This window comes from Blautia intestinihominis (genome assembly GCF_040096655.1).
Lineage (GTDB): Bacteria > Bacillota > Clostridia > Lachnospirales > Lachnospiraceae > Blautia_A > Blautia_A intestinihominis.
In genome coordinates this window covers 1-16,307 of record NZ_JBBMEI010000071.1, presented here as the reverse complement: position 1 = coordinate 16,307, position 16,307 = coordinate 1, and the positions used below count along the sequence as shown (strand labels likewise).

At 46.9% G+C, this 16,307-nt stretch carries 16 protein-coding genes; 4 read left to right on the top strand and 12 right to left on the bottom strand.

The window, feature by feature from the left end; translation table 11 throughout:
- Positions 1–41 precede the first annotated feature (41 nt).
- Positions 42–1,484 carry a L,D-transpeptidase family protein gene (locus WMO75_RS15900; RefSeq protein WP_118698230.1) on the bottom strand — a complete coding sequence of 481 codons (1,443 nt, stop codon included), beginning with the start codon at positions 1,482–1,484 and terminating at the stop codon, positions 42–44.
- 216 nt (positions 1,485–1,700) lie between these two features.
- Between WMO75_RS15900 and WMO75_RS15895 the strand changes: the two genes are divergently transcribed.
- Positions 1,701–2,582 carry an RluA family pseudouridine synthase gene (locus tag WMO75_RS15895; protein WP_227221859.1) on the top strand — a complete coding sequence of 294 codons (882 nt, stop codon included), beginning with the start codon at positions 1,701–1,703 and terminating at the stop codon, positions 2,580–2,582.
- A gap of 82 nt (positions 2,583–2,664) precedes the next feature.
- On the opposite strand, the gene WMO75_RS15890 is transcribed toward WMO75_RS15895, so the two are convergent.
- The 3 genes from WMO75_RS15890 to coaBC all read right to left on the bottom strand — a co-directional run bounded on the left by WMO75_RS15890 (position 2,665) and on the right by coaBC (position 5,396).
- Positions 2,665–3,429 (bottom strand): type III pantothenate kinase, encoded by a 765-nt coding sequence (locus WMO75_RS15890; RefSeq protein ID WP_022215261.1) that lies wholly within the window; start codon positions 3,427–3,429, stop codon positions 2,665–2,667.
- A 27-nt stretch (positions 3,430–3,456) separates the two neighbouring features.
- Complete coding sequence (locus tag WMO75_RS15885; RefSeq protein WP_022215262.1) at positions 3,457–4,095, bottom strand: ECF transporter S component; 639 nt, start codon at positions 4,093–4,095, stop codon at positions 3,457–3,459.
- Positions 4,096–4,190: 95 nt separating this feature from the next.
- Positions 4,191–5,396 (bottom strand): bifunctional phosphopantothenoylcysteine decarboxylase/phosphopantothenate--cysteine ligase CoaBC, encoded by a 1,206-nt coding sequence (coaBC, locus tag WMO75_RS15880; RefSeq protein ID WP_022215263.1) that lies wholly within the window; start codon positions 5,394–5,396, stop codon positions 4,191–4,193.
- A 169-nt stretch (positions 5,397–5,565) separates the two neighbouring features.
- Here coaBC and mnmM point away from each other — a divergent pair, with 169 nt between their 5' ends.
- Entirely contained in the window at positions 5,566–6,129 is a 564-nt protein-coding gene (mnmM, locus tag WMO75_RS15875) for a tRNA 5-(aminomethyl)-2-thiouridylate-methyltransferase MnmM (protein ID WP_227221860.1), read from the top strand.
- 5 nt (positions 6,130–6,134) lie between these two features.
- Here the strand turns inward: mnmM and WMO75_RS15870 are convergent, their stop codons facing one another.
- Positions 6,135–6,863, bottom strand: coding sequence for a peptidylprolyl isomerase (locus tag WMO75_RS15870; RefSeq protein ID WP_022215265.1), 729 nt, complete (start codon positions 6,861–6,863; stop codon positions 6,135–6,137).
- Between the two features lie 179 nt (positions 6,864–7,042).
- On the opposite strand from WMO75_RS15870, the gene WMO75_RS15865 reads away from it, so the two are divergent.
- Positions 7,043–7,522: an S-ribosylhomocysteine lyase gene (locus WMO75_RS15865; RefSeq protein ID WP_022215266.1), complete on the top strand. Its 480-nt coding sequence runs from the start codon at positions 7,043–7,045 to the stop codon at positions 7,520–7,522.
- Positions 7,523–7,630: 108 nt separating this feature from the next.
- Here WMO75_RS15865 and WMO75_RS15860 read toward each other — a convergent pair whose 3' ends face one another.
- The 3 genes from WMO75_RS15860 to hydA form a co-directional block, all read right to left on the bottom strand.
- Positions 7,631–8,089, bottom strand: coding sequence for an SH3 domain-containing protein (locus WMO75_RS15860; RefSeq protein WP_022215267.1), 459 nt, complete (start codon positions 8,087–8,089; stop codon positions 7,631–7,633).
- A gap of 87 nt (positions 8,090–8,176) precedes the next feature.
- Positions 8,177–9,223, bottom strand: a complete 1,047-nt coding sequence (gene hydE / locus WMO75_RS15855) for a [FeFe] hydrogenase H-cluster radical SAM maturase HydE (RefSeq protein ID WP_349078483.1) — start codon at positions 9,221–9,223, stop codon at positions 8,177–8,179.
- A gap of 25 nt (positions 9,224–9,248) precedes the next feature.
- Entirely contained in the window at positions 9,249–10,622 is a 1,374-nt protein-coding gene (gene hydA / locus WMO75_RS15850; RefSeq protein WP_349078481.1) for a dihydropyrimidinase, read from the bottom strand.
- Between the two features lie 233 nt (positions 10,623–10,855).
- Here hydA and WMO75_RS15845 point away from each other — a divergent pair, with 233 nt between their 5' ends.
- The gene (locus WMO75_RS15845) at positions 10,856–11,506 is read left to right on the top strand and encodes a helix-turn-helix transcriptional regulator (RefSeq protein WP_349078479.1); all 651 of its coding nucleotides are present in this window, start codon (positions 10,856–10,858) and stop codon (positions 11,504–11,506) included.
- A 52-nt stretch (positions 11,507–11,558) separates the two neighbouring features.
- Here the strand turns inward: WMO75_RS15845 and WMO75_RS15840 are convergent, their stop codons facing one another.
- The 4 genes from WMO75_RS15840 to WMO75_RS15825 all read right to left on the bottom strand — a co-directional run bounded on the left by WMO75_RS15840 (position 11,559) and on the right by WMO75_RS15825 (position 16,234).
- The gene (locus WMO75_RS15840; protein ID WP_118698233.1) at positions 11,559–12,560 is read right to left on the bottom strand and encodes a cytidylate kinase-like family protein; all 1,002 of its coding nucleotides are present in this window, start codon (positions 12,558–12,560) and stop codon (positions 11,559–11,561) included.
- Between the two features lie 12 nt (positions 12,561–12,572).
- A complete protein-coding gene (locus tag WMO75_RS15835) occupies positions 12,573–13,970 on the bottom strand; it encodes a sodium:proton antiporter (protein WP_417192236.1) in 1,398 nt (465 codons plus the stop codon).
- 320 nt (positions 13,971–14,290) lie between these two features.
- A complete protein-coding gene (locus tag WMO75_RS15830; protein WP_349078477.1) occupies positions 14,291–15,133 on the bottom strand; it encodes a TPM domain-containing protein in 843 nt (280 codons plus the stop codon).
- Entirely contained in the window at positions 15,134–16,234 is a 1,101-nt protein-coding gene (locus tag WMO75_RS15825; RefSeq protein ID WP_349078475.1) for a TFIIB-type zinc ribbon-containing protein, read from the bottom strand. It lies immediately after the preceding gene.
- Positions 16,235–16,307 lie beyond the last annotated feature (73 nt).

The window sequence follows — 16,307 nt, the reverse complement described above, 5'->3', positions numbered from 1 at the left end:
CCACAAAACCCCCGCCCCCCAAACCGGGGCGGTCTTCTTATTTAATAGATGATGATCGGATAGCCACCATCGATCGTATTGTAGATCAGAGCTGCCTGGTCTTCAGGGAGGTTGATGCAACCGTGGCTGCCGGCGCCGGATTTGTAGCGGTTTCCTCCGAAGGAAGACTGCCAGGATGCGTCGTGAAGTCCCTGACCGTATACGAACGGCATCCAGTAGTTTACTTTGACATTGTAGCCATATTCTTCGCTTGATAATTCAAACGGACTTGCCTTGTATGCGATCGGCCATGCACCACGGTAGGTCTCTCTGCCTTTGGTCGGAGCACCGCTTACGATGTCGGTTTCTGTCACAAGCGCACCGTCTTTGTAAAGCCACAGATGCTGGTTATCCAGGCTGACTTCTATGTAGCTGCCCGCCAGGTCGTCGGTCCCGTTGCGCTGCATTCCCTGAATGCTGTATACCGGATCTCTGGAAACTGCGGTGCCGCTCTTTAAGTCCTCGAGAAGCTGTGCAAGTTCTCCGTCCTGGTCGATCTGGAAGCCGTATTCATTTCCTGAGATCGTCACATCATTTCCATAGGAAGTATGGAAAGTTCTCGGTACATAGATCGTATTATAGGTATTCGCAAGATTCTGGATATATGCCTTCGCTGCTTCCTGGTCAATTCCGATATTTTCTCCGTCGATCGTGATCCAGGAATCAATGGTCTGGGAATCCAGGACTTCTGTACTCTCTCCAAATGTATAGGTAACTGTTGTACTTCTGTATTTGTCAAGCTGGTCATTCAGGCTGGTCAGCTTGTTCTGCATCTTCTCATCTGCGGAAACATCCGGGAGCTGATAACATTCTGTACCCATCGTAATATCTGCTTCTGCATCAAGAAGTGCAGAAGTAAAATCCGCATCCAGTGTCTGATCCACAAAGCTCATCAGACGGCTTTCATCAATCTCATCGCCCTGTACCTCACTGGTAATCGTAAATTCTTTCTTTGCGTCATCATACTGGATCGATGCATTTGTAGAAGAGGTACGTTCCCTGTCACCAAAATGGTCTACTGTCAGTGCACTCTTTTCCTGCTCGGCATCCTTGTTGACTTTGTAAGAGATATTTACATTCTCCTGTTCTGCAAAGATCTTGCGGTTTGCCTCTCTCTTCTTCTGAAGTTCTGTAAGCTGCGTCGTAAGGTCATTTTCATCCAGGCTGTAACCCAGATCTTTCAGAGTCAGACTGTAGACATCCGCTCCGTTTTCCTTAAAAACGATCTTCTTATCCTGGAATGTAGTCAGGATCTTCTGCTTTGCATCCTCCACACCCAGTTTCGACACATCCAGTCCATAGATCGTGATCTTGCGCCCCAGTGTATTCGTATCTGCCACATGGATATAGGCAAAAAATCCCACTACCAGTGCCACTACTGCACCAACGCATACTCCCAAGATGATCTTCAGTGTCTTTTTGCTGATCTTTTTTTCTTCACTCATTGTCTCATTCCCCCGGCCTTATGTATTTCAGCTTATGTAAAAATCTTCCTTTTTATTATAGCGGTGGACCATAAATCCCCTGTAACCGCTATTTACCTTATTTTATACCAGATTGCGATTCTGTTTTCCATTTATTTTTGCAAAATCTGTGGAATTTTTTTTCCTGTTGCCCTATACTGATGCCAGATAAAAAAACAAACTGGAGAAACTAACCATATGGACAGAATTTTAACATATACCATCACCCCGCAGGAGGACGGCATGCAGGTACTTGAATTCCTGCGGTCAAAAGGGTTTTCCCGGCACATCCTGACTTCCATGAAGCCGGATAAAGAAGCACTTCTCGTAAACGGAATGCGCGCCGGGGGACGAAGCATTCTCAAAGAAGGAGACCATTTCCGGGTGCGCGTCATGGAAACAGGCAGCATGGAAGGGATCGTTCCTGCTCCCCTGCCCCTTGATATTCTTTATGAAGATGAAGACATCCTTGTCTTAAATAAACCGGCTGATATGCCTGTGCATCCTTCGATCGGAAATTATACAAACACCCTCGCCAATGCTGCAGCATTCTATTTCCAGCAAAAAAACGAACTCTGCCCGTTCCGCTGCATCAACCGGCTGGACCGTGATACCTCCGGTGCACTGATCCTTGCAAAAAACGCGCTCAGCGCCGCGATCCTTTCCGCACAGATGCGAAACCGTGAGATCCGCCGCACCTATCTGGCAGTTGTCTGCGGTGTCACCCCTCCATCCGGGACAGTCTCTGCCCCAATCGGACGTGTTTCCGATTCCGTGATCCAGCGGCAGGTCGATCCGGAACATGGAGAATCCGCTGTCACACATTATGAACGACTTGCCGTCCGAAATGATCATTCCCTCCTGGAGATCCATCTGGAAACAGGACGCACCCACCAGATCCGGGTGCATATGGGATACATCGGACATCCACTCCCGGCAGATTATCTCTACCATCCGGTCTATGACCATTTCAAAAGACAGCCTCTGCATTCTTTCCAGCTTAATTTCCGGCATCCGCTGACCGGCAAAGACCTCTGCTTCACTGCCCCCGTCCCAAAAGACATGGCACAGGCATTCTGAAAAATTTTTTCGCAACAAAAAAATCACTTCCTCTGCTGTTTCACACAGTCAAAAGAAGTGATTTTATAGTTACTGATTTTTATTATTTGTTCTTGTCGTAAATGATCTGAAGTCCCTTGAGAAGCAGGTCTCCGTCCCAGATCATCTCTCTTTTGCAGTGAGGAATAATCTTTTTGGACATTCCACCGGTTGCGATCACGGTGACTTTCTGTCCAAGTTCTTCTTCGATCCTGTCCACGATACCGTCCACCGCAGCTGCGTTTCCATAAAGGATCCCGCTCTTCATGCAGTCTACCGTATTTCTTCCAATGAGCCGTTTCGGCTCTTCAATACTGATCCCGCTCAGCTGTGATGCTCTGGAAGTCAGCGCATCCAGAGAGATCCGTACACCCGGAAGGATCATTCCGCCGATATAGCGTTTCTTATCATCCAGAACAGAAATCGTAGTCGCTGTTCCCATATCCACGATGACCAGCGGTACCGGATACTGTGCCAGCGCCGCAACTGCGTCTGCCACACGGTCTGCTCCCATCTCTCCCGGATTATCCAGAACAATATTCAGTCCTGTCTTGACTCCTGGTCCCAGGACCATCGGTTCTTTTTTGAGGATCTTCTCGACCGCAAGCTTCGCTGCATTGGTGATCTGCGGAACTACGGAAGAAATGATCGCACCCTCGATCTCAGAACGTTTGATGTGATGGATGTCAAGGATCGTCTTGAGGTCGATCGCATACTCCAGTTCTGTCTTGGTGTGGTTCGTGGAAATCCTCTCTATAAAGTAAATCTTCTCTTCTTCGATACAGCCAACTACAATGTTGGTGTTTCCGATATCAATGGCTAAAATCATATATTCTCATTCCTGTCTATATGCTTTTTATGCGGCAGTGTCAGGTTTTGCAATCTGAGATGCCGGAATCAGATGAGCCTTGGAAAGTGCGGTTCCTACAGCTGCTGTGATGATTGTTGAAGAAACCATCTCACTGATTGCATTAACACCTACCATCATACAACATCCAATGATCACATTTCTTCCACCCATAAGATTCTGGATCACTTCTGTGTTTCCGAACATTACAACCAGTGCGGTCATAAAGAACAGAGTATTCAGGAATGCGGAAAAGAATCCGGTTACTGCACAGGATGCATATACATTTGTTTTCTTTCTCATTCCTCTGTAGATGAAACCGATAAGTAATCCATCAAGAATACGAGGTACAAAACACTGAACTGCACTCAAGAATGGATTGATCTGAAACAGTGCTGCTCCCAGTGCGCTGGTACCGCCGATTCCCATTGCCTGTAAGAAACTGGTCAGTCCAAAAACGGCTCCGGCTACGGCTCCGCCTGTCGGTCCGAGAACGACCGCGCAGATTGCGACCGGAATGACATTAAAGGTGACTGCCAGAGGTCCTATGTTCAGATATCCAAGTGGTGTGTACGCCATCAGAAAAAGGATTCCTGACATCAGACCAAGAATGGTGAGCTGTGATGTGGTAAATTTGTTACTTTTCATGTTTTTCCTCCTTGTTATCGTTCCCTCCATGGGGATACAATACGGTGCGGAACTGCGGGTATGTAATTTTATTTACCCGCCTCCTGGTGAACGGGTTACTGTTCCCTTTCTTTCATGATAGAAAGGATCTTATCCAGAATGACGTTGGCTGCATCCTCCTTGCTCATAAGCTGGAGTGATACGTCCTCATCCTGTGTAATCAGGGTCAGCACATTGGTATCACCCTGGAAACCGGCGCCTGCAACCTTGAGGTTGTTCGCTGCCACCATATCCAGATGTTTCTTACCAAGCTTCGCCCTGGAATTACCGATCATGTTCTGAGTCTCCATGGAAAATCCACAGAGGAACTGCTGCGGAGTACGATGTTCTCCCAGGTATTTGAGAATATCGTCCGTTTTTTTCAGTTCAATACTCATTTCTTTGTCCTGCTTCTTGACCTTCTCATCAAAAACCTGCTTCGGGCGGTAGTCTGCCACGGCTGCTGCCTTGATGATGATGTCCTGCTCTGCACTTACGAAAGTCACCGCATCAAACATATCCTTCGCGGTCACGACCGGTACCACCTTTACAAAAGGCGGCGGCGTGATGCTGCATGGTCCGCTGACCAGAGTGACATCTGCGCCACGGAGCATAGCTGCTTTTGCCAGTGCATAGCCCATCTTGCCGGAAGAATGGTTGGTGATGTAGCGCACCGGATCAATGGATTCCTGGGTAGGTCCGGCTGTGACCAGAACCTTCTTTCCCTCAAGATCCTTCTCCGCTGCGATCTCCCTCAAGATGTAAGAAAGCAGTGTTTCCGGCTCCGGCATCTTACCGGCTCCGGTGTCCCCGCAGGCAAGGTAGCCGCTCGCTGGCTGGATCACTTCGTATCCATAATGCTCAAGCGTCTTAAGATTATCCTGCAGGATCGGATTTTCAAACATATTTGTATTCATGGCAGGGGAAATGAATTTCTTACATTTGCATGCCATGATCGTTGTTGTCAGCATATCATCTGCGATCCCATGTGCAAGTTTGCCGATCACATTGGCACTGGCAGGTGCGATCATGACTACGTCTGCCTTCTTTGCAATGGAAACATGTTCTACCTGGAACTGAAAATTTCTGTCAAAGGTATCTACCAGACATTTCGTTCCGGTAAGCGATTCAAATGTAATCGGTGTGATAAAATTGGTTGCATTCTTCGTCATCAGCACATGGACCTCTGCATGAAGTTTCTTCAGTGCACTTGCAAGATATGCGATTTTGTATGCCGCAATGCTTCCGGTCACTCCCAGAAGAACGGTTTTACCCTTTAACATAAGATTTTCCTTCCTTTTACGAGTTTTTCACAGTTTTCATGTCTGTTACATTATAACAGCCCCAGCGACAATTGCAATGAATTTTTGCTGTGTTTCTTTTTTTGTACTCGTTTTCATGTTAGATTTTTATTATAATGGGAGTAATGAATAAGAAAGGACTAAGATTTTTATGAAAAATTATCAGATCACACAATGGTGTGCGCGTTTTATAAAAGAACAGGTTTCTCCGGGCGATCTCTGTATTGATGCAACGATGGGAAACGGAAATGATACACTGCTTCTGAGTACGCTCTGCGGCGAAAAGGGCAGAGTACTTGCTTTTGATATTCAGGAACAGGCATTAAAAAGTACAAAAGAGCACCTCATCAGCGCAGGTGCACCAGACAACTATACTCTGCTTCTGGAATCCCATACGCAAATGAAAACGCATGCCCAGGAAAATTCTATAAGCTGCATCACCTTCAATCTCGGCTACCTTCCCGGTGGGGATCACGCCAAAGCGACAAAAGGTGACACCAGCATTGAGGCTCTGACCCAGGGGCTTTCCCTTCTCAGAAAAGGCGGCCTGATCTCACTTTGTATTTACAGCGGCGGCGATTCCGGATTTGAGGAGCGGGACGCGGTACTTGCATGGCTTGCCTCCCTCGACCCGCATAAATATCTTGTCATCCGGAGCGACTACTATAACCGCCCGAACAATCCTCCGATTCCGGTTCTGATCATAAAACTGTAAAACGATCAGTCTTTGATCTGGATGCTCTCGATCACCGGCTGCTCGTCTGCCTTGATCGTTCCGTTGTCATCTGTAGGTTTTGCATCCTTACAGATCTGGTCTACGACATCCATTCCCTCTGTCACATGACCGAATGCTGCATAGTCGCCATCCAGGAAGGTACTGTCAGACTGTACGATGAAGAACTGGGAGCTTGCGCTGTCCGGGTCTGAAGATCTCGCCATGGAGATGGTTCCTCTTACGTGAGAAATATCATTCTTCACACCGTTACTGGAGAATTCTCCCTTGATCGTCTCATCTGCGCCGCCAGTTCCATCGCCCTTCGGGTCACCACCCTGCATCATAAAACCGTCTATGATACGCCAGAAAGTCAGTCCGTCATAGAAACCGTCCTGTGCAAGCTTCACGAAGTTTGTCACTGTGATCGGGGCTGTGTCTGCATCCAGTTCTACCTCGATGCTTCCGTAATCCTTGATAGCAATTCCTGCATGATGGATTCCTGTCAGTTCCTTGCTGGTATCCAAGGTCGTTTCCCCGTCTGTACCGTCACTGAAACCGTCTGCCTCTGCTTCTTCTTCACTTACCGGTTCCTGTGTCACTTCTTTATCTGAAGAAGTCTCTTCTTTTGTATCTTCTGTTTTTGCAGTATCAGCTGTCTTTGTGCTTCCACAGCCGGTAAGGGTGCCTGCTGTAAGGACAACTGCGAAAACTGCCGCCAAAACTCTGGATTTCATAATAAAATTCCTCCTCTTCTGACATTACTTTCATAACTTTGTCTTGTGCAACAGTTTAACATCACGAAGAAGTAAAGTCAATGCCGGGGATTTTTCTCCAACTACTTGTAAGCATGTCAAAGCTCTGTTACAATAAGGATTAACGACTTTATATCAAAATACAGAAAGGAATAACACCTATGAAAAAAATAGCCAGCTTTACCATAGACCATATCAAACTCCAGCCGGGAATCTATGTTTCCCGCAAGGATTATCTCGGAGATCAGGTCATCACTACTTTTGATATCCGCATGACTTCCCCGAACGAGGAGCCTGTCATGAACACTGCCGAGCTTCACGCAATGGAACATCTCGCAGCTACTTTTCTCCGCAATCACGCTGAATTCGGAAGCAAGATCATCTACTGGGGACCGATGGGATGCCGTACCGGAAACTATCTTCTCCTTGCAGGCGATTACGAATCCAAGGATATCGTGCCGCTCATGACAGAGATGTTTGAATTTATCCGTGATTTTGAAGGCGAGATCCCGGGAGCTTCTGCCAAAGACTGTGGAAACTACCTCGACATGAACCTCGGCATGGCAAAATATCTTGCCGATAAATATCTCCGCGAAGTTCTCTACGATATCAAACCGGATCGTCTTGTTTATCCGGAGTAAGTCATTTTCTTTCGTATCATAAATGCCAAATAAAAAACGCTGTGCTTCTTTTCAGAAAAATTTCTTTTAAAGAAGTTCAGCGTTTTTCTTTGAAGTATTTCGTTCTTTTTACTGAGCTGTAGTCTGTGCAGCAGCACCTGCCGGAGCGGTTGTGGAAACATACTGTGCATTGACGTAACCTGTCTGACCATTAACCGTTACTTCGATCCACTGTCCGTCCTCGCTGACACCTGTACTTGTCAGTTCCTGACCAACAGTTGTTCCTGTGATCATCTCTGCCTCTGTACTGCAGTCAGAGCGGACATTTACGCCCTCCACAACATAATAGGTAGCATTCTGCTTTATGATATTCACACCGCTTGCTGTCTGTGCGACTTCCTGCGCCGGAGTCGGGGTTGCCTCTGGAACTTCCGGAGTCGGAGTTGCTTCCGGTGTAGGAGTAGCGGTCGGAGTCGGAGTCGCTTCAATCACAGTCACAGTAGAGTCTTCTCCTCCTGTGCTGTAACCACATCCGGATGCAAACACAGCCAGACCAGCCAGCACGATCAGTAATCTGGATTTCTTCATTAAAAATAATCCTCCTTTATAGCATACAATGTTACTGTTCACTTCATTCACAGTAACCATATGACCACTATACCCCATATACAGTATCTATTGCAAGACTTTTTTGTAATCCCCGCGGTCTGTCACGATCTGGCAGCCGATCAGTTCCATGCGCCGGCTGAGGCAGAAACGGCATTCTGCTGCCTCATCTCCGGTGCAGATTTTTCCGTCATAGAGCATGTATTTCTTTCGCACAGAAACAGGAGAAAGATTCGGCATCACGACATTTGCGCCGGATTTTACGCCGAGTTCACGTCCCTTCGGACAGATCGTTCCCAGTGCTGTAGTTGCCGGAAGGAGCACATTCGGAAGCATCAGACGAAGGAGTGCCAGATAAAAAAGCGTGTCTTCAAGTGTTCCGCTCTTTTCATCATGGAAAGGAGTATCCTGATGTGAAATGAACGGTCCGATCCCGACCATCTCCGGATCCAGTTCTTTGAGGAACAGGAAATCCTCTACCAGATCATCGATGGTCTGGTAAGGAGAACCCACCATAAAGCCTGCACCTGTCTGATAGCCCAGTTTTTTGAGGGTGCGAAGACAGTTTTTGCGGTTTTCGCAGGACATTTCTTCTGGATGGAGTTTGCGGTAATGCTCTTCACGCGCGGTCTCATGCCGCAGAAGATAGCGGTCTGCACCGGCTTCTTTGTAGGCACGGTAGCTTTCTTCGGATTTCTCCCCGATGGAAAGTGTCAGGGCACAGTCCGGATAGACTTCTTTGATCTTACGGATCAGAGCTGTCAGCTTCTCATCTGTATAATATCCGTCTTCTCCTCCCTGAAGGACAAAAGTACGGAATCCCAGTTCATAGCCTTCTTTGCAGCAGGCAAGGATATCTTCTTCTGTCAGGCGGTAACGCTGGGCATTTCGGTTGCTCCGGCGGATTCCACAGTAATAGCAGTCATTTTTGCAGTAGTTGGTAAACTCGATCAGTCCACGTACATAGATCTGGTTTCCATAGACCTGCTGCCGCACCTGGTCTGCCAGTTCCCGTGCATACAGATCTGTTTCTTCTGAACGGTCTGTCAGAAGTGTCCGGAATTCTTCTGCTGACAGGATCTGCTCCTGATGCAGTTTGTCGATCAGTTTTTTCATAATATTTTCTCCCCGTATGCAGCCCTTAAAGCTGTTTTTTACCTCTGGCGATGTATTTGCCGAGTTTTTCTTTTACAAGCTTACCCTCCTCGACTGCAAGGTTTCCGCGGAGGAAAACTTTGTCGATGCCGCACTCAAGTTTGAAGCCCTCGAACGGGTTATTGTCTGTATTGTATGCATGAGTCGCTGCGGAGATCACGCTTTCTTTTGCCGGATCAAGCACTACGATATCTGCGTCGCTTCCTGCTGTGATCGCGCCTTTGTTTGGATATACACCGTACAGTTTGGCCGGGTTTTCACAGAGGACTTTGCACATCTGTTCCTGGGTGATCTTTCCGGTCTTAACTCCATAAGTATAGAGAAGAGTTCCTCTTGTCTGTACACCCGGAAGTCCTCCCGGGATCTTGGTGAAGTCATCTTTTCCGAGGGCTTTCTGTGCCAGAGTAAAGCTGCACTGGTCTGTTGCCACCGTCTGGATCTCCTCGTCTGCCAGAGCTTTCCACAGGCAGTCCTGATCTTCTTTCTTGCGGATCGGCGGTGCACATACATAAACAGCACCTCCAAAGTCCGGCTTGGAGTATACGCTGTCTTCCAGAAGGAGATACTGCGGGCAGGTCTCTGCATAGACTTCCTGTCCATTTTTCCTTGCGTTCATAACCTCTTCGTAAGCTTTCTTGTTGGTCAGGTGAACGACCATGACTGGTGCATTGGCTTCTTTGGCGATCACGAGAAGACGGTGGACAGCCTCTGCTTCCATGGTATCTGGTCTTACGAGTGGATGATTTTCCGGTCCGAGGCGTCCTTCTTTCTTTGCTTCAGAGATCAGGGCATCGATCACGCCCGCATTTTCACAGTGAACTCCGGCGAAGCAGCCGCATTCCCCAAGTTTCTTGAGAATCTTGTACATATCGCAGTCATTTACGATCATTGCCGGATAAGTCATGTAAAGTTTGAAGCTGGTGATTCCATGGTCGATCATATCCTGCACTTCTGCCTCTGTCTCATCGTTCCATTCTACGATAGACATATGGAAAGAATAATCGCAGGAGCATTTACCATCGGCTTTTTTGTGCCATTTATCGAGACCTTCTTTCAGTGTATGGCCGCCTTTGTCCTGTGATGCATAATCAATGACAAGTGTCGTTCCGCCGAGAAGTGCAGCCCTTGTTCCTGTCTCAAAGTCATCTGCTGTGACAGTCCCTGCCACTTCCAGGTCAAAATGTGTATGACCGTCGATAAATCCCGGAAACAGAAGCTTTCCTTCGACATCGATCACTTCTGCATCGCCTGCTTCAAGGTCCTTTCCTACGTTTACGATCTTTTCTCCATCCACCAGGACATCGAGTTTCTCAGATTTATCTCCGGATACTACCGTTCCGTTTTTGAGTAAATATTTCATAGTATACCCTCCTTTGTCATTCATAAGCTGATGTACCCCTGCACTTTTTCTGACGAATCCTTCAGCAGAACCTACTTATTACAACAAATATATCACCAATTTGCCCTCTCAGCAACCACTATCTGATTCCTTTATACAATAATATTTAGGTATGGCAAAAAAAACTTTATATTAAAAAAAAATTGTGATATAGTATTTATAACATCAAAATTTTAAAAAGAGGAGGAAGAACAATGGGACGACTTACTGTACTCAAACAGATCGCGCGGGATCTGGCTTTTCAGTTTGGTCCGGAATGTGAGATTGTGATCCATGACCTTAAAACAAACGATCCGGAACATTCCATCGTCCATATTGAAAACGGACATGTGACAGGCCGCGGAATCGGAGATGGACCTTCCAATGCCGTTTTTGATGTGATCCGTCACAACAACAAGAAAAAGAAACCTGAGCAGGAAGAAGAATTAAGGGATCACGCCGGTTATCTGATGAAAACTGCCGATGGCAAGATCCTGAAATGCAGCACTTCCTATATCAGAGATGATGACGGAAGCCTTCATTATGTATTCGGCATCAACTATGATATCACCAAGCTGACCATGATCGAAAGCGCACTCCACTCTCTGATCACACCGGTCAACAAGGAAGAAAAGCCAAAGGAGATCACACACAGTGTCAACGATCTACTGGAGCATCTGATCGAGGAATCTGTTGCTCTGGTTGGCAAACCGGTCGCACTTATGAATAAAGAGGACAAGGTCACTGCGATCCAGTTTCTCAATGATTCCGGTGCTTTCCTCATCACCAAGTCCGGGGATAAAGTTGCCAATTATTTCGGCATTTCCAAGTACACCCTGTACAGCTATATTGATGTAAACAAATAAAAAAAGCCTGTAATGTCTGCCACATTTCATGACAGCATTACAGGTTTTTTGTTTACTGTGTCTGCTGGTTCAGGAGTCGTTTGATCACGTCGATCGTCTCTTTGATACCGTAATTCGCGCTGTTGATACAGAGGTCGTAGTTCTCTGGTTTTCCCCACTTCTCTCCGGTGTAGAATTCGTAGTATTTGCGGTGCTGCTTGTCCATTTTTTTGAGGAAGCGCACAGCCTGTTTCATGTCCATATTCCGGACATCCATGACACGCTGTGTACGCACCTGAAGCGGAGCGCTGATAAAAATGCTAATGTGCGGGATGTGATTATTCTTGAGGATCGCATCTGCACAGCGTCCCATGATCAAACAGTCCTCTGTCCGGGCGAGTTCGCAGATCAGGTCACTCATATTGAAGAAAACTGCGTCCTGCTTGTTCAGTCCGTGATAACGGTTCAGCTCTTTGAGCTTCGTCCGGAAACTTTCATGTGATTTCTTTCCGTATTTGTTGAATTCGGTAAAGTTTTCTTTATCCTGTACATCGCCCTTCTCTGCTTCAAGGCGTTTCAGTACCTGATCAAAAATCTCCACATCATAATAGTTAATATGAAGATTATCTGCAAGTTCGAATCCGATATCATTTCCCGCACTTCCCTGTGTACGGCTGATACAGATCACGAGATGGTCATTCTCGGAAATTTTTTCCCTTCTCGCTGCAAGGTTCAGTGCCACACGTTCAGCATCAATGATATCTGTGGAACCGAACATATTCGGAAGCTGCTCGATCTCCTTAAGAATCTCATCATACTCTGTCATCAACCGGCTTCTCTCGCTCTCATCCTTGATGGTACGTGCCATGTTGCTGATCAGGGCAAGTTCGCTTCGGAGCAGATGTCCATCCGGTTTCGTGTACATCATCATGCTTAAGGTACGGATCGTTGTATCACGGTTTCCGGTAAAGGTACGTCCAAGAGAAGAACCAAGGACTCTGTAGACTTCACCGTCCAGGTCGTAGATACGGTTTGCAAGTTTTGTATAAATTTCTTTGTTGATTTTATCTGACATTCTTCCCCCTCCTTACATAAAGAACACAAGCATGTCCAGAATAAATACCGGAACAAGGAATACCAGTGACCACAGGATGTATCCGAAGAAGGACGGCATGTTGACACCGTTCTCGTCAGAAATGGACTTGACCATAAAGTTCGGTGCATTTCCGATATAAGTGTTCGCGCCCATGAATACCGCACCACAGGAAATCGCGGATAAAAGTTTCACTGGCACAGTACCAAGTGTTGTTGCGATCCCACTCGTAAATCCAAGTGTTCCTGCTGTTGTAAGGAATACAAGGTAAGTCGGCGTATTGTCCAGAAAACTGGACAGCGCACCAGTCGCCCAGAACATTTCAAGCGGCTTGGTGATACCAAGGTTCGGTCCGACTGCCTTAAGAAGCATCAATGCCGGCTGCATGGTAATAAAGATACCGATAAACAGTACAGCAACCTCCTGGATCGCACCCCAGGTAAAATGGTTTCTCCTGCGCACACTCTTGTCCGTTGTCTTGAAGGATAAGAACGCCGCAAGAAGGATCAGCACGATCTCGATCAGTGCCGGGAAGGTCAGTGTCACTTCGCCAAAGAGATGAATTCCTCTTACTGCACCTTCTGCATTCTGGAATGCGGAAAGTCCCGGAAGTACACCACTTAAGATAACCGCCACAACGATCATCACCAGGAAAATAATATTATGAAGTCCGTCAATATGGAACTCCGTACCCGGTTTGCTGATGTCCGGTTTACGTCCCTGTGCGATATCTTTGCGATATGCAAGTTTATCTACATGGTAGAACACAAACAGCAGTACCACCATATTAAAGATCAGCACCGGAAACAGATGCAGACTCCAGAAGAACGGCACGCCTCGCATGAATCCCATCAAAAGCGGCGGGTCTCCGATCGGAGTCAGGCAGCCGCCCATGTTGGATACCATGAAGATAAAGAATACCATGATATGGCTTTTTCTTTTTCTCCAGGAATTCATCTTGATCACTGGACGGACCATCAGCATACTGGCACCTGTTGTTCCGATACAGCTGGATAACAGTGTACCGAATGCCAGAAGGCAGACGTTAACTCGTGGAGAACCTGCAAAATCGCCCTCCATGGTAATGTTACCGGATACACAGAACAGTCCAAAAAGGAGGATAATAAAAGTAAGATAGTCATTTATGATACAGTCAAGGACTGTCTCAGCGGCATCGCCCACACCATAAACGACGGCAAAAGGAATCACCATCAGAAGGATCCACATAGCTACCACATGCGGCTGATGTGCTTCCCACCACTCTGCTTTGACAAGCGGCATGATCGCAATGCAGAGCAGAAGTCCCGCAAAAGGAATGCAGAGCCAGATCGGCACCGATGCTGTTGTTTCCCCGCCGGCAGCCCATACACCTGTCGGCCAGGCAAGCAGCATCGTCAGCAGCATTCCCAAAAATGTTACTAATTTCTTCAAAGCTGTCGCCCCCTCGTTTAAGTTTTTAACCAGTTGCAATTATAACATAAGCACTTCAAAATACAATTGCACTTTTCTTCAATAAATTTGCACATCTCCTATATCTTTTTGTGCATTTTCCCTATATATTGTATTTTTGCCTGTACATTGTCAAAATTCTGACAATATTTTATCATTTTTGTTGTTTCTTTTTGTTATATTTTTAACATTTAATTTATTTTTTGCATAATTATGAGCGCAAAAAAAAGCAGCTTCTTTATTTCGCTGCTTTTTTGTCCTTTTTAATAATCACTGCTCGATCCGGAAAAGCTCTCTCCGCCACTGGAAAAGCTGCCGGAATCATTGTTATTATCATTGTCTTTTGGTTTGGCTGTCTGGCTGACTGTGCTGTACAGGAAAATATCCCTCTTCTCACTGAGATCCAGTCCGCTCTGTGCGGTATAGGCATTTGCATTTGCCTGTTGCACTCTTGTCTTCATCTTGCGCATCTGCATCCAGGTCATAAATCCCGTTGGGATCGCCATCGCCAGGAAACATAGCAGCAGATCGACTGCAAATGTTCCCGCAAAAGAACCTTCTCTGATATCCATCGGGCGTACTTTCTTACCCTCGCAGATCCGGTCAAGGCCGGTCCGAAGGTCTGTGATCAGCGACTGATAGCCGCTCACCGGATCATCTGCCTTGAGATATTTCTTGCACTTGTCGAGCATTTCTTCCTGGACATTTGAAGGAAAATCATCCTGCGTGTCCCCGCGGAAGACGATCGTGATATTTCTGGCATCCGGCTGATGGAAAATACACATTCCCTCATAAGTGTCGCCGTATCCGATATCATTTTCCTGCATAAATTCTGCCGCATATTTCCGGTAATCCTGGTCTTCCCCGATATCCGGCGAGATCAGAAGTACGGCATCATAACCATACTCCTCATAAATATCCCCCAGTTCCTGATCCAGCTGTGCCTGCTCTGTCTCATCCAGGAGTCCATAATCGTCAAATACCCAGGAGATCTCTTCCGTGCCTGCCGCATCGTTCTCAGAGGATGCCGGCACAGAAAGCGGCATCAGAAGTCCCAGTCCAAGACACAGCATCGTTCCTTTTAATATCCACCCTGATCTGTTCATCTATATCACCCCCAGAAGACGCAGAGCCGTAACTACTGCTGTCGCTGCAATGGTCAGCGGGATATGACGTTTGAACCAGTATTTGACTGCCAGATCCTTCGCCATAGGAAGATCCCCGATCAGATGTCCCGTCTGTCCATTCATCGCAAAAGAATAATTTTTGCCATTCCATTTCGTATTCAGGAACCAGACCGGAAACAAGGCGTATCTGACCTTGCCTTTCCCGGTCACTGTGACCTTCTCCTGCTTTGGAGTTACCGTTGCATATCCATGGACAGTCCTCTCAAAACTGTCCTTCACACTCCTCTCCATGCGCTCATAAACACGTTCTGTGAGGGCATCCGGCTCCTGGTCGTATTTGTCTGCCATATAACCGGAAAGATAGGAAAAGTTAAATTCTGTCAGATCCTTGTAATCATACGGCTCAATTGCCTCCATCGTGGTATCGTCAATAGCTTTCGAGCCATCAACAGGGATCTTTTCAAATTTCATGCTGCCTGAGCGCACAACATGATAAAATTTCGTCTCTGTATACCGGTAATCAGAATCTTCCCAGAAACGGTTTCTGGTGGCCTCATAGCGGAAACGCCCTGCCGCATCCAGATCAAATAACCAGAACGGGACATAAACCGCCTTGATCTCTTCGAGATGGTTCTGGTCTTTGAACACCTTTGGAAGCAGTGATTTCCCTTCGTAGTGTTTCTTAAGTGCCTCAACTGCTTCTTTTTTGGATTTCTGAAACGGAATGATATAATCCGGACGATAGCTGTCCACAAACTGCTCCGGCATGATCATTGGATTGTCGCAATAAGGACACACAGTCGCACCTGTCGTCTTTTCTGCAAGGATCTCCGCGCCGCAGGACGGGCAGCTCCAGACAGCCATATTGGATTTCTCGTCTGACTGCCACTGCTCCGGCTCAAATCCTTCCCAGTGATCCCCCTTAACTTCCTTTACTTCTTCCTCCTGCTCTGCGATCTTATCCAGTTCATCCAGAGAATAGGTACTTCCACAGTACTCACATTTCATCTTCTGTGACTTGCTGTCAAAAGTAAGACCGGCTGAACAGTTGGGGCACTTGTAGTTCAAAGTATCTGCCATCGCATCTGCCCCCTTCCTCCTATGGTCTCGGTTTGCCGCATTCCTGGCAGAATTTACCCGTATTTAAGATCGG

Coding starts and splice junctions, on each gene's coding strand:
- coaBC (WP_022215263.1), bottom strand. CDS start 5,396: ATGTTAAAGGGTAAAACCGTTCTTCTGGGAGTGACCGGAAGCATTGCG.
- WMO75_RS15840 (WP_118698233.1), bottom strand. CDS start 12,560: ATGTCAGATAAAATCAACAAAGAAATTTATACAAAACTTGCAAACCGT.
- WMO75_RS15835 (WP_417192236.1), bottom strand. CDS start 13,970: ATGCTGCTTGCCTGGCCGACAGGTGTATGGGCTGCCGGCGGGGAAACA.
- WMO75_RS15870 (WP_022215265.1), bottom strand. CDS start 6,863: ATGAAATCCAGAGTTTTGGCGGCAGTTTTCGCAGTTGTCCTTACAGCA.
- WMO75_RS15885 (WP_022215262.1), bottom strand. CDS start 4,095: ATGAAAAGTAACAAATTTACCACATCACAGCTCACCATTCTTGGTCTG.
- mnmM (WP_227221860.1), top strand. CDS start 5,566: ATGAAAAATTATCAGATCACACAATGGTGTGCGCGTTTTATAAAAGAA.
- hydE (WP_349078483.1), bottom strand. CDS start 9,223: ATGAAAAAACTGATCGACAAACTGCATCAGGAGCAGATCCTGTCAGCA.
- WMO75_RS15900 (WP_118698230.1), bottom strand. CDS start 1,484: ATGAGTGAAGAAAAAAAGATCAGCAAAAAGACACTGAAGATCATCTTG.
- WMO75_RS15830 (WP_349078477.1), bottom strand. CDS start 15,133: ATGAACAGATCAGGGTGGATATTAAAAGGAACGATGCTGTGTCTTGGA.
- hydA (WP_349078481.1), bottom strand. CDS start 10,622: ATGAAATATTTACTCAAAAACGGAACGGTAGTATCCGGAGATAAATCT.
- WMO75_RS15825 (WP_349078475.1), bottom strand. CDS start 16,234: ATGGCAGATACTTTGAACTACAAGTGCCCCAACTGTTCAGCCGGTCTT.
- WMO75_RS15865 (WP_022215266.1), top strand. CDS start 7,043: ATGAAAAAAATAGCCAGCTTTACCATAGACCATATCAAACTCCAGCCG.
- WMO75_RS15895 (WP_227221859.1), top strand. CDS start 1,701: ATGGACAGAATTTTAACATATACCATCACCCCGCAGGAGGACGGCATG.
- WMO75_RS15890 (WP_022215261.1), bottom strand. CDS start 3,429: ATGATTTTAGCCATTGATATCGGAAACACCAACATTGTAGTTGGCTGT.
- WMO75_RS15845 (WP_349078479.1), top strand. CDS start 10,856: ATGGGACGACTTACTGTACTCAAACAGATCGCGCGGGATCTGGCTTTT.
- WMO75_RS15860 (WP_022215267.1), bottom strand. CDS start 8,089: ATGAAGAAATCCAGATTACTGATCGTGCTGGCTGGTCTGGCTGTGTTT.